The sequence below is a fragment of the Simplicispira sp. 125 genome, from assembly GCF_003096555.1.
GTDB lineage: Bacteria > Pseudomonadota > Gammaproteobacteria > Burkholderiales > Burkholderiaceae_C > Simplicispira.
Map to the genome: position 1 here is coordinate 485,428 of NZ_QEKM01000001.1, position 25,203 is coordinate 510,630.

Below are 25,203 nucleotides of genomic sequence, written 5' to 3' on the forward strand. Positions count from 1 at the left end.
GAGCCTTCTAGGGGGTGTCGAAGTCCTGCGGGTATTGCGCTGGTCGCTTCTGAATAAAGAGCTTTAGCCGTAGGGCGGCTGTGCGTGAGAGGGGCGATTTTACCGTGGTGGGGCCGCCAGGTCGCTCCCGTGCAAGGCCCTTACAGGTGGGTGCATGGCGTGTCTTGGCTGGGCTGCATCAGCGGGGTGGCGCACGGTGTGCCTTTGGAGGTCGCGCCCTGGGCTGCGCAACGGGTGTTGCCCAATGCGGTGCAAACCCATTCAAAAAAGATAGCTGTCAGCGCTTGATGGTATTGCGCTGGAGGCCGAAAAGACCTGATTAGCTACGTACCTCAGACACCCGCAACATTTTCAATGGAAGAGGCCTTGTGGTTACTAGCGCCCGCAGCAGCCTTGGCAGCATGGCGGGCAGGTCAAAGCGGCGGTTGAAGCGGTAGCAGAACTCCGCCAGGTAGCGTGCAGCATATTTGGCATGATCAAACGAGTGGTACGTTCCCGCCACACTGGTCTTGAGATTGCCCAGCAGGGTGTTGACCCAGTGCAGCTGGGGCGTCTGCGCCCCCTGGCGGCCACCTCCCGTGACGTGGGGCTCATGAATAGCGCCCACCTGGCGCACCTGGGCAAAGGCAGGTGTGCCATCGCTGACCACATGACAGCCGGGCGCCAGATAGCGCTGCGCCCACTGCGCCATCTCCTGATTCGTGAAGTCCGCCACTGGCACCAAGCGCAGGTACAGCGGCCTGCCGTTCTCGCTGGTCTGTACGGCAGCTACAAAGGCGGATTTGTTGGCCGCCTTGCGTCCACCGTTGATACTGCCTGCGCGCTCGCCCCCAAGGTAGGCATCATCGATCTCCACACGCCCGCTCAGCAGATAGCGCGCATCGCGCTGGCCCATGGCCTGCATCAGCTTGTGTTTGAGCAGCCACGCTGTCTTGTAGGACACACCCAACTGGCGCTTGAGCGCCAGGGCGCTGATGGCGTTCTTGTGCTGGGTGAGCAAATACATGGCCAGGAACCACAGCCGCAGGGGCAGATGGGTGTGCTCCATCACGGTGCCCACGATGCTCGAACTCTGGTAGCCGCAGATAAAGCACTCCCACAGCTGGCGGCCGATGCCATTGCGGGTGAGAAAGAAGCGCTTGCAGCCGCAGTGGGCACACTGCCAGCCGTGGGGCCAGCGGGCGGCCACCAAGGCGCGCTCGCACTGTTCTTCACAGCCGTAGAGAGCTTGGAACTGGGGCAGCGACAGGCCGCGCTGGAACTGGATGGCATTCATTGACATTGCCTGCTCCTTGGCCGATGACTCGGCACTGGTTGTTGGAGGGCTGGCAATGGCGGAACGTTCACGACGAACTGAGGTATGTCGCTAATCAGGCGAAAAGATCCAAAGTTTTTACTACATGGCCCGAAACTGCGCCGCATACAGTCGGCTGACGGGAAATGCCTCTGACCGGCCATGCAGCTGCACGCTGAGCTTGCCGCTCTCGCTGCGCACCGCGCTGGCGATGGCCGACGCGCGCACCAGCGTGCCGCGGTGAATTTGCCAGAACTGCTGCGTGTCCAGCTGCGCCAGCAACTCGCGCAGCGGCGTGCGGATCAGATGCTCGCGCTGGGCGGTCAATACGCGCACGTATTTGTCGGCGGCCTCGAACACCAGCACATCGTCCATCGGCACCATTTCGATACGGCTTCCGTGCCCTGCCTGAATGAAGCGCAGCGGCGCGGCGGCCGCGGGCGTGCCGGCGCTGGCCAGCAGTTTGCGCAATTGCTCCAGCGCGGGGTCATCGCCCAGCGGCGTGCTGGCGGTGCGCGCGGTGAGGTGCTGCTGCACGCGCGCCACCGTTTTTTGCAGGCGCGCAGCCTGCAGGGGCTTGAGCAAATAGTCCACCGCCTGCGCCTCAAACGCCTGCACGGCGTACTGGTCGTAGGCGGTGAGGAAGACCAGCGCAGGAAAGGGCTTGTGCTGCGGCCAGGCGTCCGCCAGTTCGGCGGCTGCGTCCAGACCGCTCTGCCCGGGCATGCGGATGTCGAAAAACAGCACGTCGGGTTCCAGCGCCAATGCTTCGCGCACGGCGGCCAGGCCATCGCCGACGGTGGCCACCACCTGCAGCGCAGGCCAGGCCAGGGCCAGTTCGTGGCGCAGGCCTGCGGCCAGCAGGGGCTCGTCCTCGGCGATCAGGGCGCGTGGGGCGGGGGTGTTCATGGGGCTGAAAAATTCAAGGGAAAAGTGACTCTGGCGCTTGTCCCGCCAGCGCTGGTAGCTATCAATTCAAGAGTTCCCTGCGGGCCGTACAAAGTGGCCAGGCGCTCGCGTACCTGCGCCAACCCAAAGTGGCTGGCGGTGCTGTCGGTGTGGTCTGTGTGCAGCGGCGCCAAGCCTACCCCCGTATCCGCGACTTCGAGGACCAGCAGCGTGCCGGATGGGCCGGGCAAGGTACTGGCACGCACATGGATGTGGCCACCCCCCACCTGGGGTTCGAGTCCGTGGCGGATGGCGTTTTCTACCAGCGGCTGCAGCAGCAGCGGCGGTACAGGTGTGCTTTGAAGTGCCTCGGGCAGGTCCAGTGTGAAGGCCAGGCGCGAACCCATGCGCACGGCCATGATCTCCAGATAGTCTGCAAGGCGTGCAAACTCGTCGGCCAGCGGGTGCAACGCAGAGCGCGCGCCGCCCAAGGTGGCGCGCAGGTAGGCGATCAGGTGGTCCAGCATGGCCTGGGCGCGCGGCGGGTCGGTAGCGATCAGCACGCGCAGGTTGGCCAGGGTGTTGAACATCATGTGGGGTTCGAGCTGGGCCTCCAGCAGTTTGAGCCGTGCCTCGGTGGCGTCGCGCTGGGCCTGGGCGATATGGGCCTGCAGGTAGGCGGCCTTGCCCCGGCTGTAGAAGAAGAACGAAATGGCGGCGCTGGCAGCGACGGTGATGAGCAACGAAGGCACCACATCGCGGCCCTGCAGCAGACCTGCGGTGCTGCCGCTGTAGGCATCGCCCAGGGCCGTGCCGAGTACGAAGCCAACGCCCATGCCGCAGGCCACCAGCACGATGCCGCGCCAGCCCATGGGCCAGGGTGTGTTGCTGGGCCCTCGCAGCCCATGGCGGCCCAGCTCGATGACCAGCCAACTGGTCAGGCCGATGCCGAGCGAATACACCAGTTGCACATCCCAGGCACCGTTTTTGGACAGCGTGAGTGCCAGCGCGATCAGGCAGCAGAGCACGGCCGTGATCAGGCCGTGGCGCGCAAGCGGGCGAAGGTCAAAGTGCGGCATGAGGCGTGGTGGGCGGGTGTGGCTTGCCATTGTGCGGCAGGCCGTCCGCGTTCTCATAGCGGTGGCTGGCGGTGCAGCGCAGCGCGTTCGCGCTCCAGCAACTGGGCATAGAGGCTGCCGCCGGGCATGGCAACCCACACGGCGGCGCCGTGGATCAGCAGGCCCAGGCCCCAGCCCAGCGCCGGGAACACAGCCCAGGGGTAGTTGCTGCGCGAGGAAAGAAAGGCCAGAAACAGGTTGACCAGCACATACACGCAGGCATGGGCGTACCAGCCCAGCTTGGCACCCGCGCGCTTGCGCGCCAGGCGTTCGAGATCGTCGCTTTTGGAAGAAGGGGCGTGGGCCATGGCTTGTCCTTTCAGGCGGCCATAACGCGCTGTGCCGGGGCGCGGTCTTTTGCCAGGCGCAGCAGGCGCCCGGTGCGGGCGGCAAACACACCGTTGAAGACGCCATAGACCAGTGCGATCTGCAGCGCGAAGCCACTATCGCGTGCCAGTGGCGGCTGCAATGCGAGCTCCACACCCACCGCCCACTTCACCAGAAAGATGCCGACGATGAGCAGCATAGGCCAGCCACTTCCCGGCAGCGCAAAGCGTTGGTGTGCGGCGTCGTAGTGGGTGCCTGCGGGCGGTGTACGGAACAGCCATAGTGAAAGCCCGGCCACCGCACAGGCCACAGCCAGCCAGGCGCCCAGCACGCCCGCCAGCTGCGGCGCTGCCCCAAATGCAGAGCCCAAGCCCCAGGCGGAAAAGACGGCCATGGCGATGGGCATCAACAGCACACGGCGCAGGCCGGCGCTGCGCGCGAAAAACTGGCTGGCGCCCAGCCAGACCAGGGCGGCGAGCAGCAGCCACACCCAGGTGGGTGTGTGCTGGACGATGGTGATCAGCATGCGTGGCTGCTGCGTTGCAAGGGTCAAAAGCATGGCAAACCTTTCGAATGGAAGAGCGAAGGCCTGACTGTCGTCGCCAAAGCCGGGCTTGGCTATGCGGCTGCGACGAAATGCGGCTTTGGCACCGCCAGTTGCGCTGGGCGGCTCGCCAGTGGCGAGGTGCCGTTGCGGCCGTGGTGCTCCTCCATTGACTGCGGCGGCTGCAAATGCACCGGCGGGCGGCTTCGTCCGTGACGGAGAAGGGATAATCCACGTTTTTGATCCGGCTGTTCAAGCCAAAGGACGCGCGCGTGGATATTGTTTTGCTGGTCAAGGCCGCCATCATGGGCGTGGTCGAGGGCCTGACCGAGTTTCTCCCCATCTCCTCCACGGGCCACCTCATCTTGGCGGGCGCACTGCTCGGTTTCGATGACGACAAGGCCAAGGTGTTCGACATTGCCATTCAGACCGGCGCCATCTTCGCCGTCATCCTGGTGTATTGGCAAAAGATTCGCGCCACCGTGGCCGCGTTGCCCAACTCGCGCCAGGCGCAGCGGTTTGCGCTCAATGTACTCATTGGTTTTTTGCCCGCCGTGGTGTTGGGCCTGGCGTTTGGCAAGGTCATTAAGGCGCACCTTTTCACCCCGGTGGTGGTGGCCAGCACCTTCATTCTGGGCGGTTTCATCATTTTGTGGGCCGAGCGGCGCTCACCCGTAGCCACGCGGGTGACGTCGGTGGACGACATGTCGCCGCTGGATGCGCTCAAGGTGGGCCTGGTGCAGTGCCTGGCCATGGTGCCGGGCACCAGCCGCAGCGGCGCCACCATCATTGGCGGCATGCTGCTGGGGCTCTCGCGCAAGGCGGCCACCGATTACTCGTTTTTTCTGGCCATGCCCACCTTGATCGGCGCGGGTGTCTACAGTCTGTACAAAGAGCGTGCGCTGCTGTCTATGGGGGATGCGCCGCTGTTTGCGGTTGGTTTGCTGTTTTCCTTTTTGAGTGCCTGGATCTGCGTGCGCTGGCTGTTGCGTTACATCAGCAGCCACAGTTTTGTGCCCTTTGCCTGGTACCGCATCGTGTTTGGGGTGCTTGTTCTTGTGACAGCGGGCATGGGCTGGGTGCGCTGGGAAGGCTGATAATCGTTCGCATGAATCTATTTGCATTTCACCCTGGGCGACCGCTTGCCGTTGCATTGCTGCTGGTGCTGCCCCTGGCTGCCATGGCCCAACTGCGGCCCGTGCCTGCCCAGGAGACTGAGAAGGGCTACACCTGGGCGCTGGGTGCCTATCTGGCCAACGGCCCCAGCTACCCGGGCAGCACTGAGCGCAGCACCGGTGTGCGCCCCGTCATTGGCCTGGAGGTGGGGCGCTACACCATCAGTTCGGGTGGCGGCGGTTCGCTGCTTGATTTTGACCTGGATGCCCGCGATTCCGGGCTGACCGCCCGCCTGTTTGAATGGGACCACTTTCGCCTGAGTGCCGGTCTGCGCCTCGATGGCGGCCGCAAGGGTGAGGGCGATCCCATCCTGAGCGGTCTGCCGGATGTGGATCGCACTCTGCGCGGACGCCTGAGCGCCATTTATGAATTTCCAGGGCGCCTGTCGCTGCGCAGTACCCTGAACCAGGACTTGCTGGGCCATGGGGGCGGGGCCACGCTGCAGACGTCGGCACGCTACGAATTTCGCATCAGCGACCGTACCGAAATCTCGCTCGCGGCGGGCTTCACCATGGCGGATGCCACCTACATGCGCAGCTATATGGGCGTGCCGGTGGGCGCTGCCGGTGTGACCACCCCGCTGCCCGCGTACCGGCCTGGCAGCGGCATGCACAGCACCGACCTGGGGCTGGAAATCAAGACCGCCGTGGCGGGCCGCTGGGTGGTGTTTGGCGGCGTGCGTTACCAGCAACTGCGCGGCGACGCGCGGCGCAGTCCGCTGGCCGTCAAGCCCGACAGTTATGGGGTTTCGTTCGGGCTGGCCTACCGCTGCTGCCGCTGACAGCGTTGCCGGTATTCAACGCGAAGCCAGCGCCAGGTCACCCCGGTTGCGCTGCACGCAGAACTTGCCGCGTTGTTTGCCCGCGTACATCGCGGCGTCGGCCAGCTTGAGCAGGCCCACAGCGTCCTGGCTGTCCTGCGGGGCCAGCGCGTAGCCGATCGTCAGCCCGACCTGCACTTGCTGCGCTCCCAGCGAGAATGGCACATGGAATGACTCCAGCAGCTTGTGCCCCAGGTCGTGTGCCTGCTGCGCACTGGTGATCTGGCTGACCATGATGACGAACTCGTCGCCGCCCAGGCGAGCCACCAGATCGTTCTGGCGCACCTGGCCCTGCAGCCGCTGGGCCACGGCTACCAGCAGCTCATCACCCGCATCATGGCCGTGCAAGTCGTTGACGGGCTTGAACCCATCCAGGTCCATCACGAAGACCGCCACCATGTGCTCGGTGCTGCAGTGCGCCAGGGCACTTGACAAGGCCAGGCCCAGGCCACGGCGGTTGGGCAGGCCGGTCAGGGGGTCTGTGTGTGCGAGTGAATGCAAGGTGTCGCGCTCGGCGCGGGCACTTTCAGCAGCGGTGCGCAGGGCTTTGGAGCGCAGGCCGAGCACGCGCATGAACAGCAGCATGTCGATCGTCGCGCCAAACTGGAAGGAGTGAAGAGTCCAGAAGTTCACCGGGACCCAGCCCCGGATGACGCCAATCACCGTGGCGGTGGTCGTAAAGTAAATCAACCAGGCCCATAGCAGCGTGCTCCCCACGGCGTCGCCCTGGCGCATGCGTGCCACCGCACCGGGAATGCCCATGAGCGCGGGCAACAGGCCCAGGATGCTGACGATGGCGGTCAATTTTCGAGTGTCGTACAGGTTCAGCGCAAAAGCTGCGGCCAGAGCGGCAGTGCATGCAGCGCCTACGCGCATGGCCCGCATGAGTCGGTTGCGTGGGTCGTCTGCGGCCAGTGCCTGGCCGAAGAACAGAAAGGAGCCACAGGTGGCCAGGAGGGCTGAGAGGCCACTGGCATGCTGTTCCATCCAGAGGTTGCTGCCCCAAAGGTACTGCGCACCCACACCGAAGAATTGCAGTGAAAAAAGCAGGCTTCCCGAAATCAGCACGGCGTACTGGATGAACAACACATCGCGCAGACTGATCCACAGGGCCAGGCTGTAAGCCAGCAGGCACAGTGCCAGACCGGTGAGAACACCTTGCAGCATTTGCTCCTGCAACGCCTGGTGCAGCAATGCCGGGGGTTTGCTCAGGGTGATGGGCAAAATCATGGCGCCCTGGGCCTGCACGCGCAGCAGCAGTTCGTGCTGTGCGTCCGGCGCCAGGCTCAGCGCCACCGTAGGCACCCGGCTGGGCAGTGGGCGCAGCGCCGACCCAACGAGGTTGCCCAGAGCCGTTTGCTGGACGATGCGTCCGTCCCGTGCCAGAAACACATCGATGCGGTTGAGCGGAGCGTAATCGATAGACAGTATCCATTGCCCGTCCGACTGGGGCGCCAGAGCCAGCGGAACGCGCAGCCAGACGGCCTCGGGGCGCACGCCCAGGGTGCCCTGGGTGGTGGGCATGGGGACAAAATCGGTGTTTTGATCGAGCAGCTCCTGGGCCGTGAAGCGGCGCTCGGGGTCGGGCAACATGGCCAGAGCCGACCACAGTGTGATGGATCGCGCGTTGTCGTCCAGCACCACAAGGGCCTGGTCCGCCCGGGCCCAGGGCGCTGTCAGCAGCAGCGCCAGCAGCACCCACAACACGGCCATCCCCTGGATGCCCGCCCTGCACCGTGTACCTGCAGTCAAGAGCATCAGGCGCCGCAAGGCAAGAGAGCGGTTCATGGCGGGTAGGGCGAAGGTGTGCGGGTCGGGGTTGTGGCAGCGCCAAGGCGGCCAGTGTGAAAAAGTGTAAATTAAAAGCGAAACTCTGGCTGGGCGGCCCCTGCAGTGCAGCGGGTCAGTCCGAACCGTTCAGCGATGCCAGGTTGAGCAGCGAGGCCTCAATGGCGGCGGCAGTCATCTTCGGTTTTTCCATCGGAAAGAGGTGGCTGCCGTCGACCATGGAAATACGCCCCTGGGTGATGCGCTGCACCAGTGCCATGCCCACCTGTTTCAGCTCGGCCGATGCGCGCCCGCCAATAAAGGCGGCCGGGCAGCGCAGCGGGTGCTTGCGCAGCAGGCCGCCCAGGTGGTGCGGCATGGTGTTGTAGATGGCCGTCTCCACGGCGCGGTCGAAGGCCAGCACGCGGCGGTCTTCTTCATCGTAGAGGCCGTGGGTCACATAGTCGCGCAGCACCTGCGGGTCCCAGCGGACGAAGGCCTTTTTCTTGTGGAAATGCTCGAAGGCCTCCTCGGTGCTGGCCCAGCTGTTGCGGCGCAGGCGGCTCACTCGGCCGGGCGACACCGAACCCACCACCTGGGTGCGCTTGGCCATGCCCACCGTGGTGGCACGCCAGCCGCTGATCAGGGGCGAGTCAACCATTAGCACGCCGCGTGCCAGCTCGGGGTGCATGGCAGCGGCCATCACGCTCAGAATGCCTCCCAGCGAATGGCCCACGAGGTACACCGGTCCCCCCGAGGCGCGCACCTGCTCGGCGGCGAACTCGGCCAGCTGCTCCACCAGGTTGGGCCAGTTGTTGGTGACAGGAAAGCGCGGGTCGTGGCCAAAGCGGTCCACCGCGCTGACATCGAAACCGCGCTGGCGCAGGTGGTCAAAAAGTACGCTGTAGGTGCCCGAGGGAAAGCTGTTTCCGTGGGAGAAAACGATTTTTGTCATACCTTGTGAATGCAGGGGCCGCGCTCAGATGAGCTTGTCGCGCGGCGTAGTGATTTTTTTGAGTGGCTTGCAGCGCACCGGAGCCACCAAAATGGGCACCTCGGTCGCCTCGCCGCCCCAGTTGGGGCTTTCGATGCTGTCGAACACCTGGCGCAGCTTTTCGCCCCAGCTGTCGTGCAGCATGCGGAAGTAGGGGTTGTCCTCGGTGATGCAGACGATCTTGTCGGAGCAAAAGCGGTCCGCTTCGTACAGCACCAGGTCCAGCGGCAGGCCCACCGATAGATTGGATTTGAGCGTGCTGTCCATCGACACCAGCGCGCACTTGGCCGCATCGTCCAGCGGCGTTTCAGGCGTGAGCACGCGGTCGAGCACGGGTTTGCCGTACTTCGATTCGCCCACCTGGAAATACGGCGTCTCGGACGTGGCCTCGATGAAATTGCCGGCCGAATACACCTGGAACAGGCGCATGCCCTCGCCCTGGATTTGCCCGCCGAGCACCAGCGAAACGTTGAAATCCACCCCCGAGCGCTTGAGCGAGGCGCCGTCGCGCTCGTGCACATGGCGCACCGCTGCGCCCAGCACGCGCGCGGCGTCGAACATGCTGCGCGCGTTCCAGATGGTGATGGGCTCGCCGTCCACCTCGTCCTTGATCTGCGTGGTTTGCAGAATCTCGCGCACCGACTGCGAAATGCTCAGGTTGCCCGCCGACAGCAGCACCATGAAGCGCTCGCCCGCTTTCTCGTACACCATCATCTTGCGGAACGAGCTGATCTGGTCGAGCCCGGCATTGGTGCGCGAATCGGACAGGAAAACCAGCCCGGCGTTGAGTTTGATGGCGACGCAATACGTCATGGGGAAATGCGTGAAAGAGGAAAAACCCTGAGTGTAGTGCTGCGCCAGAACAAGCCTGCACTGATTCCGTTTTACGGAAGGTTGGTATAAAAATAATAGCTGCTAACGCTTATCCAGTAAGCGCCAGAGGTTTATTTCATTCAAAATTCCCAGAACGCCTCGATCAGCTCGCCCTGCGCATCCAGCAGCCACCACTCGATCACCACATCGCGCTGGCCCACACCCAGAATGCCGAGCTGCCCGCGCGGCGCGGGCAGCGCCACAGGTGGTCGCCCGGTTGGGCCAGGGCCTGCACCTTGGCGCGCACGGCGGCGGGCACCTCGGGGCTGTGCCCCAGTCCAGCAGCGCATCGCGGCATTCGATGTGTTCCAGGGTGTCGAGCACGGGGTTGGTCTTGAACTCGTAGCCGTGCGCCAGGCGCCATTGCAGCTCGCCGATCCATACCGTGACGCGGGCGAGTTCGGCGGCGTATTCGTTCAGTTCGATGCCCAGCACGTTGTGCGGGCCGGTCACCAGGTCGGCCTCACGGTCCAGGCCCAGTTCGGCGGCCTGCAGGTGGCTGTGGTGCTCCACATCTTTGAGGCACTTGAGGGCCAGGAACAGGAAGTTGCCGCTGCCGCAGGCCGGGTCGAGGGCACGGTAGTTTTTGAGTTCGTCGAGCCAGGTGACGAACAGTGCATGCGCTGCGCGGTAGTGCTTGTCGCTTTTTTTGGTGATTTTGGCTGCAAGCTCTTTTAGATTAAGCGCTACTAGCTCCTATTTTTGTAGCAATGGGCAGCGGATAACGGGGTCGATCAGGCGCTCAATGGTGGCCGGGTTGGTGTAGTGGGCGCCGAGCTGGCTGCGCTTGGCGGGGTCGAGCCCGCGCTCGAACAGGGTGCCAAAGATGGAGACGTCGATGGCGCTCCAGTCCAGGTCGGGTGCCGAGAGGGCGGGCACCGCGATGGCCTGGAACAGGCCGCCGTTGAACCAGGGAATGTCGTCCACGCCATACAGGCCGCCGGTCTGCATGGTGGTGAAAAGCTGCGTGAGGCCTTGGGTGAGTCGCTCGGGGGTGATTTGTTTGTGGGCTACCAGCCGCTCGAACATGCGGCCCGGCAGCAGTCCCACGTCTTCGGCAAAGAAGCAGAACAGGCATTGCGTGAGGAAGTGCGCCTCCTGGTTGGCACGCTGCTGGCGGGCGGCGGCGGTTTCTCCGTCCGTGGCGCCGCGCTGGCGCAGGTTTTCGGCCAGGGCGGCAAAGCTTTGGGCGGCGGCTTCGGTGATGTCGCGGCTGGTCTGGCGTGGCTTGAAGCTGCCCGGCGCTGTCCAGATGCGGCGCAGCAGGGCGAGCTTGTCGGGCTGGTCTTCGGCCACATGGGGGCACCGTGGGTGGTCAGTAGCCGTGCAGGGCGTAGTCGAGTGCGTCCCAGATGGCCTGGGCATCCTGACCGAGATTGGCCAGTGGGCTGCAGAGTTCGCCAGGTTCAAAGGAACCGATGGCCAAAGTCTCCAGCACGAAAGCTTGCCCTGCCACTTCCAGCATGGGGTTCAGCACGGTGGCGTGTTGTGGGGTGTCCAGGGGGGCGAGTGGAACGGCCATGACGGCTACAGGGCGCTTGAGGAAATGGCTTTGCACTTGCACCACGTAGGGGTGGGTGGCGCGCAATTCCTCCAACGGGTGCGGGTAAACGTCAAACTGCGCCATCGATCGCCACTGCCTGCTGCGCTTTGGCCTTGCGCCACTCGTGAATGCGGCGCGCCATGGAGCCAATGTTGGCCATGCGCTGGTTCATGGCCTCAATGGCTTCCTTGTTGTCTTCTTCCCATTGGGTGCGTGCTGCTTCCCTTTCAGCCGGGCTGCGTGCAGCGGCTGCGGCACGGCGGGCCAGGCGTTCGGGGGTGAGCCGGCCGTCTGCAGTGCCCGCCGCTGCTGCGTAGCGGGCGGGCTCTTCCTGTGCGGGGAGGGGCGCGGGCACTACTTTGACCGGCATCAGGGTGATGGTGCCGTCGGGTGCTGTTTGCACCTCGAACAACTGCCCGGCGTACTTCTTGCCCAGCGATATCTGGCCGCTGGCCCCGACTTCCTTGAGCATGGCGTGCTCCTTCAAATAATTTCATGCCATCATGCGGCATGAAAAAGGGCGGGTCAAGCCGGGGGCGTTTTCCCCATGACTGCCTTCAACTGGTACAGCGCATCCAGCGCCTCGCGGGGGCTGAGCTGGTCGGGGTGGATGGCGGCCAGGGCCGCTTCGACCGGGCTGGCGCCTGCGGTCTCCAGGGCGGCGGGGGCGGCAAACAGGTCGACCTGCAGTTCGCCTTCGCTGGCGCGTTCTTCCAGTGCCGCCAGCGCGTGGCGCGCGTGGTGCAGCACGGGGGCGGGCACCCCGGCTAATTTTGCAACCTGGATGCCGTAGCTGCGGCTGGCGGGGCCGGGTTGCAGTTCGTGCAGGAACACGATGTCGGCCCCTGCCTCGGCGGCGGCAACGTGCATGTTGACCGCGTGGCGCGCCTTGGCAGGCAGCTCGGTCAGCTCGAAGTAGTGCGTGGCAAACAGGGTGAAGGCGTGGGTTTTGTCGTGCAGGTGCGTGGCAATGCCGCTGGCCAGCGCCAGGCCGTCGAAGGTGCTGGTGCCGCGGCCGATTTCGTCCATCAGCACCAGGCTGTGCGGCGTGGCGGCGTGCAATATTTGCGCGGCCTCCACCATCTCCAGCATGAAAGTCGATTGCGCGTTGGCCAGGTCGTCGGCGGCGCCAATGCGGGTGTGTATGGCGTCGATGGGGCCCAGGCGGCAACTGGTGGCCGGCACATGGCTGCCCATGCTGGCGAGCAAAACGATGAGCGCTACCTGGCGCATGTAGGTCGATTTACCGCCCATGTTGGGGCCGGTGATGATCTGCATGCGGGTGTTGGCGTTGAGCCGCGTGTGGTTGGCGATGAAGGCGCCACTCGACGTTTCAGCCAGGCGCGCTTGCACCACGGGGTGGCGGCCGCCTTCGATCTCGATGCAGGGGTCGCCCGCGAACTGTGGCGCGCACCAACCCAGGGTGAGGGAGCGTTCGGCCAGGGTGCACAGCACATCCAGCGTGGCCAGGGCCTGGGCCAGACGGGTGAGCTGGGGGATATGCGGTTGCAGTTGGTCGAGCACCTGCTCGTACAACCACTTCTCGCGCGCCAGGGCGCGTTCGCTGGCCGACAGCGCCTTGTCTTCGAAGGCTTTGAGCTCGGGGGTGATGAAGCGCTCGGCGTTTTTGAGCGTTTGGCGGCGGCGATAGTCTTCGGGCACCTTGTCGAGGTGGCTGCCGGTGATTTCAATGTAGAAACCGTGCACCTTGTTGAACTGTACGCGCAGATTGGGGATGCCGGTGCGGGCTTTCTCGCGGGTTTCCAGGTCGAGCAGGAAGGCATCGCAGTTGCTCTGGATGGCGCGCAGTTCGTCCAGCTCGGCGTCGAAGCCGCTGGCGATCACGCCGCCGTCGCGTACCAGTGCGGCGGGCTCTTGGGCAATGGCACGCTGCAGCAGGTCGGTGCAGTTTGGCGGCGGTTGCAGGTGACTGAAAATTTGAGCCAAATAGGACTCTGGCGCTTGTGCGTTGTGCGCTAGAAGCTCTGCTTTTTGTAGCGTATTGCCCAGTGCCACCAATTCACGCGGGCGCACCTGGCGCAGTGCGGTGCGGGCGGTGATGCGCTCGACGTCACTCACGCCCTTGAGTTCGCTGCGCAGGGCATTCCAGGGGCCGTGGCCGCCGCCTGCACCGCCGGGGCCGCGCAGGGCGGTGGTGGCCGCCAGGCGCTGGCGGGCGGCGCTGCGGTCGCGTGGGGGTTCGAGCAGCCAGGTCTTGAGCAAGCGGCTGCCCATGCCGGTCATGCAGGTGTCGAGCAGCGAGAACAGCGTGGGGGCGTCTTCGCCGCGCAAGGTCTTCACCAGTTCGAGGTTGCGCCGCGTGCTGGCGGGCAGGTCGATGAGGTCGTCCGCACACTGCACCTGCACGCTGTGCACATGGGTGAGCGCGCGGCCCTGGGTGTGTTCGGCGTATTGCAGCAGGGCAGCGGCTGCGGCGTGGGCGTGGTGCAGGTCTTGTGCGCTCCAGGCTTGCAGGCTGGCCGCGCCCAGGTGTTCGAGCAGCTTGCGTTCGCCCAGGGCGCCGTCAAACTGCCAGTCGGGCCGGGGGCTGGCGGGGCAGGCGTAGCTGCCGCTCTGGCGCAGCACCTGCAGTTGTTGCTCGAAGCGGTCGGTGACGCCCGCGCTGTAAATCAGCTCGCTCGGAGCCACCCGCGCCAGCCAGGCGCCCAGCTCGTCGTGCGCGCATTCGGCCAGGTATACGCGGCCCTGCGTCACGCTCAGCCACGCCAGACCGCAGCGCGCCCGCGCGCCCTGGTGCACGGCCAGCAGCAGGGCCTCGGCCTTGTCGGACAGCAGTTCGGCGTCGGTCAGCGTGCCGGGGGTCACCACGCGCACCACCTTGCGCTCCACCGGCCCCTTGGCGGTAGCCACGTCACCCACCTGTTCGGCAATGGCCACCGATTCGCCCATCTTGATCAGGCGGCCCAGGTAGTTTTCCAGTGCATGGAAGGGCACGCCTGCCATCAGTACCGGCTGTCCCGCAGACTGGCCGCGTTGTGTGAGGGTGATGTCGAGCAGGCGCGAGGCCTTCTCGGCGTCTTGCCAGAACACCTCGTAAAAGTCGCCCATGCGGTAGAACAGCAAGGTGTCGGGGTACCCGGCCTTGATGGACAAGTATTGCGCCATCATGGGGGTGTGGTTTTCAAGCCCCGTGGGCAGGGCGGTTTTGCGGTCGTCGGTCATGCGGGATGGGTCAGGCCTGGTTTTCCTGTTGTGCCAGAGCTTCGAGTTGCGCCAGGTCCAGGATGGTGATGCCGCGCTGGGCCATGCGGATCACGCCGTCGCGCTCCATGGCTTTGAGTTCGACGTTGACGCGCTGGCGCGAGCAGCCCAGCAACTGGGCCATTTCGTCCTGCACCAGGCTGATGCCGACCGGCATCTCGCACGTGGGCTGCGGGGTACGGGGGCCAAAGCGGCGCATGAAGTGCAGCAATTGCTTGGCCAGCCGGGCACGCAGCGGCAGCGTGGCCATGTCTTCCATCATCCAGTAGAGAAAGCGCATGCGCCGCGCCTGCAAGGTCAGCAGGGCTTCGCCGAATTCGGCATGTTCGTGCAGGAGTTGCCGGAACACGGTCTCGGCCACGCCCAGGAGGGTGGTGTTTCCGTGGGCATGGGCGTCGTAGGTGTTGGGGCCACGGTGCAGCACTTCGGCTTCGCCGACCCAGATGCCCGGCTCCACATAGGCCAGGGTCACCTGCCGTCCTCCTGGAGAGGTACGGCGAAAGCGGATGGCGCCGCTGGCGCAGGCAAACCAGTGCTGCGCCAGTTGGCCCTGCTCTACGATCATCTCGCCATGGGAATAGCGCGTGACGGTACCCAGGCGAAAGATGTCGTGCCGCAGCGAGGGGGAGAGCGCGGCAAACCAGCGGCCCCGGTCAATGGCAGCGCGTTCGCTGACGCAGAGCAGGGGGCGTTGGTGGGCGCCGTGGGGCACAGTTTCTTGCATGGTGGGAGAGGCGGTTGCCGGGCGGCTGGGTTCTGGTCGCAGAATGCGCATTCTAGGAGGCCGTGCGGCAGAAGGCAGACCTGGCCTGGGCCCGCTTCTCGATGCAGGGGTCTAGCGGCGGTGGGGAGGGGCTGGCCGTACAGAGGCTATGCTGCCAACCGACCCATGGTTGCATGTGCGTGTTTACCCGTAAGTTGTTACGACGGCAGTACATGTTGTTACGCTTTGCCATACGATGGCTTGCTTGGGTCGCGGGCGCAGTATTTTTGCGTTGCTGTGTCATGTGTTTTTTGTGAGAGGCTTCTACGTGAACGTCACCCCGTCAGTACAGCCAGAGCCTTCCATCCTGCCTACAGAAGCCACTGCCGCGCAGGTGGGGCAGTCCAGCCTGCAGTCCATGCTGGATGCTGTTCCTGTGGCCTTGCTGGGTTTTCATTTGCAAGGCAGGGACTTGCGACTGGTTTCCGCCAACGCGGCCGCTCGCCGCCTGCATGGGCTGCGTTCGGCGAGTACGAGTGGAGTGTCTGCCGCCCAGGTGTTTTTGCTGTTGGCGCAAACCCATGTGCTGGAGCAGCTCCATGCCGCGGCACGCACGGGCGAACCGCTGGAGTGCCGCCACGTGCTGCGCGACCAGGGGCGGCTGGTGCTGGCCTGGAAGATCCATGCCCAGTCCACCGGCATCGGCAGTATTTTGGTGACCGTGCAGGACGTTTCAGAGGCTGAGCTGCTGCGCATCACGCTGGCGGGCACCGACGAGGCGTTGCAAGACACACGGCGTGAACTGGACGAGCAGACCGAGGTCTTTGGCACCATGGAGAGCATGGCGGGAACGGGCTATTGGCGCCGCATCTGGGATGAGGGCGAGACCGTGTTGCTTTGGTCGCCCGGGCTGTGTGACATCGCCGGTTTTGAGCGCCAGGAATGGATCAGTCCCGAACGCTCCCTCAGCGGTATCTTGCCCGAAGATCGGCATATCGTCGCATCGGCCCAGGCCGCTCAGGACGGTGGCGACATTGAATACCGCTGGCGCCGCCCCGACGGGCAGGTGCGCTGGATGCGCTCGCGCGTGCGCCGTCCGTCGCAGCAGGGCGGGGTGATGGTGGAGATGGGGGTGGTGCAGGATGTGACCGAGGAACACCGCTCTGCTGAGCAATTGCGCGGTCAGCTGGACTTCATCCAGAGCATTGCCAGCAACATTCCCGGCTTCATCTACCAGTGCCGCATTCGCCCGGACGGCAGTCCGAGCCTGCCTTATGTCAGCGAGGCCGTGAACGATTTGATGGGGGTGTCTGACCAACTGGTGCGGCAAGACATTCAGGCCTTGGAGCGCAATGTGCTGGAGGAAGACCTGCCCAGGGTGCGCCGTACCATGCGCCGTGCCGTGCGCAACCTGAGCCCCTGGCATTGCGAATACCGGGTGCGGGCGCCCGACGGTGACGTGCGCTGGCAGATGACCAGTGCGGCCTTGCAGGCCGAACCCGATGGTGCGGTGCTGATGCACGGCTACACGCTGGACGTGACCGACAGCAAGCGTGCTGCCCAGGAAATCGAACGCCTGGCCTTCTACGACGCCCTCACCCAGCTGCCCAACCGCCGCCTGCTGCTCGACCGCCTGCACCGTCTGGTGCTCAGCAGCCAGCGCACCCACCATCACGGCGCCCTGCTGTTCATCGACCTGGACAACTTCAAAGACCTCAACGACACCCTGGGCCACGACATGGGCGACCAGCTCCTCACGCAAGTGGCCGCCCGCCTCTCGGCCAGCGTGCGCGAATGCGACACCGTGGCGCGCTTTGGCGGCGACGAATTCGTCATCCTGCTCGAAGGCCTGGACACCGACACCGACCACGCCGCCCGCCAGGCCGAAGCCGTGGCACGCAAACTGCTTTTGGCCCTGAACAACCCCTTTGAGCTGGCAGGCCAGCAGCACTACAGCACCCCCAGCATCGGCCTGACCCTCTTTGGCCAGGAACGCCAGAGCGTGGACGAACTGCTCAAGCGCGCCGACCTGGCCATGTACGAAGCCAAGGCCGCCGGGCGCAACACCCACCGCTTCTTCGACCCTGGCATGCAGCAAGCCCTGCACGAGCGCTCCAGCCTGGAAGCCGACCTGCGCCAGGGCCTGCAGCGCGGCGAACTCTTCGTGCACTACCAGGCCGTGGTCGACCACCACGGCCACGTCAAAGGCGCCGAAGCCCTGGCGCGCTGGAACCACCCCGAGCGCGGCGCCATCGCACCGATGGAATTCATCCCCCTGGCCGAGCAGACCGGCCTCATCCTGCCGCTGGGCCAGCACATCCTGCACACCGCCTGCCAGCAACTCGTGCGCTGGGCCGCCCAGCAGGCAACCGCCCACCTGAGCATTGCCGTCAACGTCAGCGCCCGGCAATTTCGCCAACCCGACTTTGCCGCGCAAGTCTTGCACACCCTGCGCGAGACCGGTGCCAACCCCAAGCGCCTGAAACTCGAACTGACCGAAAGCCTGCTGCTGGGCGACATGGACGACACCATCGAGCGCATGGTGCAACTCAAGCGCGAAGGCGTGGGCTTTGCGCTGGACGACTTTGGCACCGGGTATTCGAGCCTGGGCTACCTCAAGCGCCTGCCGCTGGACCAGGTCAAGATCGACCGGGGCTTCGTGCGCGACGTGCTGACCGACCCGAACGACGCGGCCATCGTGCGCACCATCCTGGCGCTGGCGCAAAGCCTGGACCTGGACGTGGTGGCCGAAGGGGTGGAGACGGCGGGGCAGCTGGGCTTTTTGCGGCTGCATGGCTGCGAGCAGTTCCAGGGGTTTTTGTTTGGGCGGCCTGGCCCTGCCTCGGATGTGGAGGCGCTGGCCGATGGCACGATCTAAGGCCGCAACGGCTACGCTGTGCGATTCCCTCAGGAGTTGCCTATGTTGATGGGTGACGCCCCGAAGCAGCGCATCTCCTGGCTGAGCGGAGTGCTGGTCGTGTTGGCACTGTCTTTGGCCGGCGCGGTACTGATGGTCGATGTGCTGCAGAACCAGCGCCTGGACGAGCGGCAGGTGCAGCGGCAGAAGGTGCTCGAACAAACGGGTGCTGCCCTGGATGAGCAAACCACCCGGGGCCCACTGGTGGGAGCGGCTGCACTCATGGGCCTGACTGAGCCGGTACTCAAGGCCGTGGCGCAAGGCGTGCAGGTGCCCGATGCGCCAGCGGCGCTCGAAGCCCTTGCCACAGCGCGGGAGCGTTTTGGGCTGGACGGCGCTTATGTCATTAACGCCAATGGAATCATCGTGGCGCACGAAACGACCGGGTCCCATTCCACTGGTACCGATGTGGCGTTTCGTCCGTATTTTCAGCAGGCCATGCAAGGCCGGGTGAATGTGTATGCCGCCCTTGGCTCGCACACGTACGAACGGGGCCTGTACGTGGCAGCGCCTTTGTATGCCGGGGCCAGCGCGCAGACGCCCGTACTGGGCGTGGTCATGCTCAAGATGCCGTTTGCGCCCATTGATGCCTTGCTGGCGCACACCGGTTTGCCCACCCTGTTGCTGTCGCCCCAAGGCGTGGTCATCTCAGCCACCCGCCCGGAGTGGATGTATGCCGTGGCGCCCCCTTTGACCCAGAGCCGCATTGACGACATCGCACGGCTGCGCCAGTTTGGCCACCATTTTGACAACGGGGTCGCCTCGGCTCTGCCGTTTTCACCCTTGTCGCCCGAGGTGCTGATGGACGGCGTGCAGCATGCCGTGCAGCGCCGTGTGGTGGACTGGAGCGATCCGGGAGGAGCTTGGTCGCTGGTGGTGCTGGAAGATGTGTCGCAGGTGATGCCGCTGCCCGATCGTTGGCGCTATGGCGGCGTGGCCTTTGCCTTGCTGGCCCTGCTGGGCATGCTGGTGCTCGAGCTGCTGCGCAATCGGGCCCGCATGGTGGCCACGCAGCAGCGCCTGTTGGTGCTGGGCGCTGCGCTGGAGAACAGCCCGCTGGCCGTGGTGGTGACCGATGCCCAGGGCACGATCGAATGGGTCAATCCCGAGTTTGAGCGCAATACAGGCTATCGCCTGGACGAGGTGCGGGGCCAAAAACCCTCGCTGCTGGCCAGCGGCAAGACGCCAATGGAAACCTTCAGCGAGATGTGGGCGGCCGTTGTGACGGGCCACTCCTGGAAGGGGCACTTTATCAACCGGCGCAAGGACGGAACCGAATACCACGAGGAGGCGACGCTTTCGCCCGTGCTCGATGCGCGCGGCGTTTGTGTGGGCATGGTGGGTCTGCATGAGGAAGTGACGCAGCGTATGCGCGAGCAGGAAAAGCTGCAGCGCAGCGAGCGCAGGTTCAAGGAGCTGCTGGAACAGCAGAACGCCATTTTTGACAGTGCGCCGCCCGTGTTGTTGTCGTGTGACGGTGTCATGCATCTCTTCAACCCGGCCTTTATCGCCCTGGTGGGAGGTACATCTGCCCAGTTGCAGAACCAGCGTGTGAGCATGCTCTTTGGCAGCCTGGAGCAGCATGCGGCATTCGCTGCGCGCGTGGGACCGCAGCTTGCGCAGGGCTTGCAGGTGCGCGAGCATTGGTGGGTGCGGCGGCTTGATGGCCAGATGATCGAGGTACGCATGTCGGGCCGTGCTGTGCAGGTCGATGGCCACGCCAGCGCCGCGCTGTGGGTGATCGAGGACGTGACCGAGGCCCGCCTTGCCGAGCAGGTCATGCGCGAGACAAGCGAACGCCTGGAGCTGGTGCAGGAGGCGGGAAAAACCAGTGTGTTTGACATCGACCTGCGCACCGGGCGCTGCATCTGGCGCCAGAAAGTCGATGGCGTGGAGGGCATTACCGAGCGGGTGTTTGAAAACTGGCGAACCACCTGGCAAGAGCGCCTGTGGCCGGCAGACGTCGCTACGGCCATGGCGCGCATGGAGGCCGCGCTGCAGGGCAATGCCAGCAGTTTCCACGACGCCTGGCGTTTGCAGCGTTTTGAAGGCGGTGTGCGTTGGTATGCCTGCACGGCCCACATCCTGCGCGATGCATCAGGCAAAGCCGAACGCATCGTTGGCGTCAACGTGGACATCGACGCCTACAAGAAGCTCGAAGAGCAGGTGGCGGCCCAGGTGCAATTCCAGCATGTGCTGATGGACACCATTCCTGTGCCTATCTTCTACAAGGATGAGCAAGGCCGCTACCTCGGGTTCAACCGGGCTTACGAGCAGGCATTTGGCATCCGGCGTGAGGATTATCTGGGCAAGACCGTGCAGAGCCTGGAACACTTGTCCGCCGATAAGCGCAACCTGTTTCAGGCGGATGCCATCGCTGCACTGCATGGCACCGAAGCGGTGCACCGTGAGGTGGACATGCCCTATGCCGATGGCCAGATGCACCGCACGCTTTTCTGGTTGCAGGGTTTTCGCCGGCCCGATGGTGCGCCGGGCGGGGTCATCGGGACTTTTGCCGACATTACCGATCGCCAGCACGCAGAAGAGGAGCTGCGCCGTGCCAAGGAGTTGGCCGAGGAGGCGACGGCGCTCAAGTCCAATTTTCTGGCCAACATGAGCCATGAAATCCGCACGCCCATGAACGCCATCATTGGCATGTCGCACCTGGCGCTCAAGTCAGGGCTCAATCAACGCCAGTACGATTACGTGAGCAAAATCCAGCAGGCCGGTCAGCACCTGATGGGCGTGATCAACGATATTCTTGATTTCTCGCGGATCGAGGCGGGCAAGCTGCATATCGAGACATGTCCCTTTGTACTCGACCAGGTGTTGGGTGGCGTGGTGGACGTCATCAGCCACAAGGCCAGTGCGCAGGGGCTGGAACTGATTTGCGATGTGGCGGCCGATGTGCCGCCCAATCTGGTGGGTGATGCCCTGCGCATCGGGCAGATTCTCATCAATTACACCAACAACGCCATCAAGTTCACCGAGCGCGGCGACGTGGGCATCGTGGTGCGCATGCAGGAGCAGCAGGGTGACCAGGTGCTCCTGCGCTTCGAGGTGCGCGACACGGGCATTGGCCTCGCTGCCGATCAAATCGAGCGCCTGTTCCAGAGCTTTCAGCAGGCCGACACCTCGACCACGCGCCGCTATGGCGGCACCGGTCTGGGCCTGGCCATCAGCAAAAGTCTGGCCGAACTGATGGGCGGCGAGGTAGGCGTGCACAGCCAGCTGGGACAGGGCTCCACCTTCTGGTTTACCGTGCCGCTGCAGCGGGGTGCGCCTGCGCGGCCCTTGCTGCCAGCGCCCGATCTGCGCGGCCTGCGCGTGCTGGTGGTGGACGACAACGCCCATGCCGCTACGGTGATCGCCGAGATGCTGCAGTCCATGAGCTTTGATGTGCAGCAGGTGCATTCCGGCGCCCAGGCGCTGGAGGCTGTGCAGCAGGCGGCTGCGCAGGAGCGGCCTTTTGACCTGGTGGTGCTCGACTGGCAGATGCCCGGTATGGATGGCTTGGAGCTCGGGCGGCGCATTGGTGAATTGAGTCTGCCCCGCTTGCCTCACCGCGTCATGGTGACCGCCTTTGGCCGCGAGGATGTGCTGCGCTCGGCGCAGCGCCAGGGGATCGAAGAGGTGCTCATCAAGCCCGTGAGCGCCTCGGTCATGTTCGACACCCTCATGCAGGTGCTGGGCCAGCTATTGCCGGACGACGCGGCACAACCGGCCAGCGCACCGCAGGCTTGCCCGGTGCTGCAGGGCGCGCGCGTGCTGCTGGTGGAGGACAACGAACTCAACCAGCAGGTCGCCCGCGAGCTGTTGCAGGAAGCGGGTGTGCAGGTGGATGTGGCCGCCGATGGCCAGCAAGGCGTCGACCTGGCGCGCAGCCAACCCTACGACCTGGTGCTGATGGACATGCAGATGCCCGTGATGGACGGCCTGGAGGCCACGCGCCAGCTGCGCACCGACCCGCGCCTGGCAAAGCTGCCGATTGTCGCCATGACCGCCAACGCCCTGGACGTTGACCGCCAGCGCTGCCTGGACGCCGGCATGAACGACCACCTGGCCAAACCGATTGTTCCCGCGCGGTTGTGGGAAACCCTTGAGCGCTGGATTGCGGCCTCGGCGTCCAGTGCGCTGGCCGCCCCCGCATTGCGCGCTGAGCGTGGCCCGCTGCCCGATGGGTTGCTGCCGCCCCCCCTGCCGGAGCTCGACATGACCCAGGGCCTGCGCAATGCCCTGGGCCGGCCCGCCTTCTATGCCGAGTTGCTCCACCGCTTCATGGACAGCCAGGGAGGCGTGGCGGAGCGCATTGCGCAAGCCCTGGCACAGGGCCACCAGGAACAGGCGGCGCGCGACGCACATACCCTGCGCGGCCTGGCGGGCACCGTGGGAGCCATCGCCTTACAAGATGCTGCCGCTCGTCTGGAAGATGGCCTGCGCAGCCCGGTCGCCATGTCCTCTGACGAAGTCCACTCCCTGCTGGACACGCTGCGCACGGCGTTGGATGCGCTGGTGCAACCGCTCTTGGCCTGGCATAGTGCGCAGGCCGCTGAGACGCAGCACAGCAACGAGGCCCCCTGCGCGCCCCATGAGCAGGCGCATGCGGCGGTCGCGCAGCTGCACCTGCTCTTGCAGCGCGACGACCCGGCCGCCCGCAGTTTTGTCCGGGAACATGCGGCGCTGCTGGCCCAGGCGCTGGGTCCGGCGCTGGCGGGCGTGCAAGGCCCTATCGATCAGTTTGATTTCGAGCCCGCGCTGGCCGCCCTGACCGGGTGGCTGGCACAACCACCGCAGAGGCCTGGGCACCCCACCGGGCACAGCCGAAAAGGGAGCAGCCATGCAGCGTGAAGAAATGCAGGATCTACCTGTCGATTGGCGCAACCGCCAGACGCCCACCGTGCTGGTGGTAGACGACACGCCAGACAACCTGGTGCTGGTGTCCGAATTGTTGGGTGATCATTACCGCGTCAAGGTGGCCAACAGTGGGGCGCGTGCGCTCAAGGCCGCGCAGACTGATCCCGTGCCCGATCTGGTGTTGCTCGACATCATGATGCCGGAGATGGACGGCTACGAGGTGTGCCGCCAGCTCAAGGCGTCGGCAGCCACGCGCGATATTCCCGTCATCTTCCTGACCGCACGCGCCGACCGCGACGACGAGCGCCTGGGCCTGGAGCTGGGCGCGGTGGACTACATCACCAAGCCCATGAGCCCGCCCATTGTGCTGGCGCGGGTGCAGACCCACCTGGCACTCAAGGCCACGGCTGATTTCCTGCGCGACAAGAGCGCGTACCTGGAACGCGAAGTGACACTGCGCACTCTCGAAGTGCAGGCTCTGCAGGACGTCACCATGATGGCCATGGCGTCGCTGGCCGAAACGCGCGACGATGAAACGGGCAACCACATCCGGCGCACGCAGCTCTACGTGAAAGCCCTGGCCGAGCGGCTGAGCACGCACCCGCGTTTCGAGGCCGTTCTGAACACCCAGATGATTGATCTGATCTACAAATCAGCGCCACTGCACGACATTGGCAAGATTGGTATCCCGGACCACATCCTGCTTAAACCCGGCAAACTGACCGACCACGAGTTCGAGGTCGTCAAAGAACACACCCTGCTGGGCCGCAAGGCCATCGAGGGTGCCGAGCGCCGCCTGGGCATGCGGGTACGGTTTTTGAACGTGGCCAAGGACATGGCCTGCTGCCACCACGAGCGCTGGGACGGCACGGGCTACCCGCTGTGCCTGGCGGGTGATGCCATCCCCGTGCCCGGGCGCCTGATGGCGCTGGCCGATGTGTACGACGCCATCATCAGCCGGCGCATCTACAAAAGTGCCAGCACGCACGAACAGGCCTGCAGCGCCATTGTGAAGGGGCGGGGCACGCAATTCGACCCCGATGTGGTGGATGCCTTCATTGATATCGCAGAAGAGTTTCGCGACATCGCGTTGAAGTACCCGGACTGAACAGGGCTACGCGCAGCCCGCCAGATCAGACGTGGGCGTCGTCTTCGGGGGCGCTGGTGTCGGTTGCGCTGTCGGCAGGCACTTCCGCAGCATCTTCTGCAGTGGGCTCTTGCGCCGCCTGGCGCAGTGCGGCCTTGTCGCCCGCACCGGCAAACTTGCTGTACTTGCCCAGGATTTGCACCAGCTGCCCGTAAATGCGGGGGCTGCCTGCCAGGCATTCCTTCTGTTCCAGGAAATCAGACTCGCCCGTGAAGTTGCCCACCAGGCCGCCCGCCTCGGTCACCAGCAGCGAACCGGCCGCCACGTCCCAGATGTTCAGGCCGGTCTCGAAGAAACCATCGGTGTAACCGGCGGCCACATAGGCCAGGTCCAACGCGGCCGCGCCGGGGCGGCGCAGGCCGGCGGTGCGCTGCATCACGTCGCCCATCATGCTCAGATAGTTCTTGAAGTTGTCACCCGGACGGAACGGGAAGCCCGTCGAGACCAGGCACTCCTTGAGTTGGGTGCGCTTGCTCACGCGGATGCGGCGCTCGTTCAGGTAAGCGCCGCGTCCCTTGGTCGAGGTGAACAGGTCATTGCGCGAGGGGTCGAAAATGACGGCCTGCTCGATCTTGCCGCGCACGGCCAGGGCAATGCTCACGCAATAGACGGGAAAACCGTGGATGAAGTTGGTGGTGCCGTCCAGCGGGTCGATGATCCAGACAAACTCCGAATCCTTGGCGCCATGCTGGTTGCCCGACTCTTCGGCCAGGATGCCGTGGCCGGGGTAGGCTGTGAGCAGCGTCTCGATGATGGCCGCCTCGCTGGCGTGGTCCACCTCGGTGACGTAGTCGTTGATCTGCTTTTGCGAGATGCGCACTGCCTCCACGTCCAGGGCCGCGCGGTTGATGATGGCGCCGGCGGCGCGGGCGGCCTTGATGGCCACGTTGAGCATGGGGTGCAGGTTGGACGACATAGATTGTGCAGGTGTGCGCAACACGGCTTGTGGCGTGGTTGCGCGGGCCAGGAACAGAAAATATCGCAGCCTGGCGATGCGGGCGGCGACAATAAGCCCG

21 protein-coding genes are annotated in these 25,203 nt (G+C 64.9%); 6 read left to right on the forward strand and 15 right to left on the reverse strand.

Annotation, left to right across the window (positions count from 1 at the left end; genetic code table 11):
• Positions 1-319: 319 nt before the first annotated feature.
• The 5 genes from C8D04_RS02300 to C8D04_RS02320 form a co-directional block, all read right to left on the reverse strand.
• Complete coding sequence (locus C8D04_RS02300; RefSeq protein ID WP_116003419.1) at positions 320-1,282, reverse strand: IS1595 family transposase; 963 nt, start codon at positions 1,280-1,282, stop codon at positions 320-322.
• Positions 1,283-1,396: 114 nt separating this feature from the next.
• Positions 1,397-2,203, reverse strand: coding sequence for a LytTR family DNA-binding domain-containing protein (locus C8D04_RS02305; protein ID WP_116003420.1), 807 nt, complete (start codon positions 2,201-2,203; stop codon positions 1,397-1,399).
• Positions 2,200-3,291, reverse strand: a complete 1,092-nt coding sequence (locus C8D04_RS02310) for a histidine kinase (protein WP_233521083.1) — start codon at positions 3,289-3,291, stop codon at positions 2,200-2,202. Before C8D04_RS02310 ends, C8D04_RS02305 begins: the two co-directional genes overlap by 4 nt.
• Positions 3,292-3,314: 23 nt before the next feature.
• Positions 3,315-3,608 (reverse strand): 2TM domain-containing protein, encoded by a 294-nt coding sequence (locus C8D04_RS02315; protein WP_116003422.1) that lies wholly within the window; start codon positions 3,606-3,608, stop codon positions 3,315-3,317.
• Between the two features lie 11 nt (positions 3,609-3,619).
• Positions 3,620-4,186, reverse strand: coding sequence for a DUF6622 family protein (locus tag C8D04_RS02320; protein ID WP_116003423.1), 567 nt, complete (start codon positions 4,184-4,186; stop codon positions 3,620-3,622).
• Between the two features lie 257 nt (positions 4,187-4,443).
• Between C8D04_RS02320 and C8D04_RS02325 the strand changes: the two genes are divergently transcribed.
• Both C8D04_RS02325 and C8D04_RS02330 read left to right on the forward strand, forming a co-directional pair.
• Positions 4,444-5,268 (forward strand): undecaprenyl-diphosphate phosphatase, encoded by an 825-nt coding sequence (locus tag C8D04_RS02325; RefSeq protein WP_116003424.1) that lies wholly within the window; start codon positions 4,444-4,446, stop codon positions 5,266-5,268.
• An 11-nt stretch (positions 5,269-5,279) separates the two neighbouring features.
• The gene (locus C8D04_RS02330) at positions 5,280-6,128 is read left to right on the forward strand and encodes a MipA/OmpV family protein (protein ID WP_116003425.1); all 849 of its coding nucleotides are present in this window, start codon (positions 5,280-5,282) and stop codon (positions 6,126-6,128) included.
• Positions 6,129-6,143: 15 nt separating this feature from the next.
• Here the strand turns inward: C8D04_RS02330 and C8D04_RS02335 are convergent, their stop codons facing one another.
• The 4 genes from C8D04_RS02335 to C8D04_RS18525 form a co-directional block, all read right to left on the reverse strand.
• A complete protein-coding gene (locus C8D04_RS02335; RefSeq protein WP_233521084.1) occupies positions 6,144-7,955 on the reverse strand; it encodes a diguanylate cyclase in 1,812 nt (603 codons plus the stop codon).
• A gap of 115 nt (positions 7,956-8,070) precedes the next feature.
• On the reverse strand, positions 8,071-8,889 hold the full coding sequence (locus tag C8D04_RS02340; RefSeq protein WP_116003426.1) for an alpha/beta hydrolase: 819 nt from the start codon (positions 8,887-8,889) through the stop codon (positions 8,071-8,073).
• A gap of 24 nt (positions 8,890-8,913) precedes the next feature.
• A complete protein-coding gene (locus tag C8D04_RS02345) occupies positions 8,914-9,741 on the reverse strand; it encodes a proteasome-type protease (protein WP_116003427.1) in 828 nt (275 codons plus the stop codon).
• Between the two features lie 140 nt (positions 9,742-9,881).
• Entirely contained in the window at positions 9,882-10,091 is a 210-nt protein-coding gene (locus C8D04_RS18525; RefSeq protein WP_133243599.1) for a hypothetical protein, read from the reverse strand.
• A gap of 13 nt (positions 10,092-10,104) precedes the next feature.
• Here C8D04_RS18525 and C8D04_RS02350 point away from each other — a divergent pair, with 13 nt between their 5' ends.
• Positions 10,105-10,479, forward strand: coding sequence for a hypothetical protein (locus C8D04_RS02350; RefSeq protein ID WP_116003428.1), 375 nt, complete (start codon positions 10,105-10,107; stop codon positions 10,477-10,479).
• A gap of 18 nt (positions 10,480-10,497) precedes the next feature.
• Here the strand turns inward: C8D04_RS02350 and C8D04_RS02355 are convergent, their stop codons facing one another.
• From C8D04_RS02355 to C8D04_RS02375, 5 genes are read right to left on the reverse strand one after another with little or no spacing between them, the layout of a single operon-like run.
• A complete protein-coding gene (locus C8D04_RS02355) occupies positions 10,498-11,097 on the reverse strand; it encodes a type IIL restriction-modification enzyme MmeI (RefSeq protein WP_116003429.1) in 600 nt (199 codons plus the stop codon).
• A gap of 19 nt (positions 11,098-11,116) precedes the next feature.
• Positions 11,117-11,428, reverse strand: a complete 312-nt coding sequence (locus C8D04_RS02360) for a CcdB family protein (RefSeq protein ID WP_116003430.1) — start codon at positions 11,426-11,428, stop codon at positions 11,117-11,119.
• Complete coding sequence (locus tag C8D04_RS02365; protein WP_133243600.1) at positions 11,415-11,816, reverse strand: hypothetical protein; 402 nt, start codon at positions 11,814-11,816, stop codon at positions 11,415-11,417. Before C8D04_RS02365 ends, C8D04_RS02360 begins: the two co-directional genes overlap by 14 nt.
• A gap of 53 nt (positions 11,817-11,869) precedes the next feature.
• Positions 11,870-14,527 carry a DNA mismatch repair protein MutS gene (gene mutS, locus C8D04_RS02370; RefSeq protein WP_116003432.1) on the reverse strand — a complete coding sequence of 886 codons (2,658 nt, stop codon included), beginning with the start codon at positions 14,525-14,527 and terminating at the stop codon, positions 11,870-11,872.
• Positions 14,528-14,537: 10 nt separating this feature from the next.
• A complete protein-coding gene (locus C8D04_RS02375; protein WP_116005968.1) occupies positions 14,538-15,290 on the reverse strand; it encodes a Crp/Fnr family transcriptional regulator in 753 nt (250 codons plus the stop codon).
• A gap of 307 nt (positions 15,291-15,597) precedes the next feature.
• Between C8D04_RS02375 and C8D04_RS02380 the strand changes: the two genes are divergently transcribed.
• From C8D04_RS02380 to C8D04_RS02390, 3 genes are read left to right on the forward strand one after another with little or no spacing between them, the layout of a single operon-like run.
• Positions 15,598-18,147, forward strand: a complete 2,550-nt coding sequence (locus C8D04_RS02380) for a GGDEF and EAL domain-containing protein (protein WP_233521085.1) — start codon at positions 15,598-15,600, stop codon at positions 18,145-18,147.
• 42 nt (positions 18,148-18,189) lie between these two features.
• A complete protein-coding gene (locus C8D04_RS02385) occupies positions 18,190-23,034 on the forward strand; it encodes a response regulator (protein WP_116003433.1) in 4,845 nt (1,614 codons plus the stop codon).
• Positions 23,024-24,148: a two-component system response regulator gene (locus C8D04_RS02390; protein ID WP_116003434.1), complete on the forward strand. Its 1,125-nt coding sequence runs from the start codon at positions 23,024-23,026 to the stop codon at positions 24,146-24,148. Before C8D04_RS02385 ends, C8D04_RS02390 begins: the two co-directional genes overlap by 11 nt.
• A gap of 25 nt (positions 24,149-24,173) precedes the next feature.
• Here C8D04_RS02390 and C8D04_RS02395 read toward each other — a convergent pair whose 3' ends face one another.
• Entirely contained in the window at positions 24,174-25,103 is a 930-nt protein-coding gene (locus tag C8D04_RS02395; protein WP_116003435.1) for an inositol monophosphatase family protein, read from the reverse strand.
• Positions 25,104-25,203 lie beyond the last annotated feature (100 nt).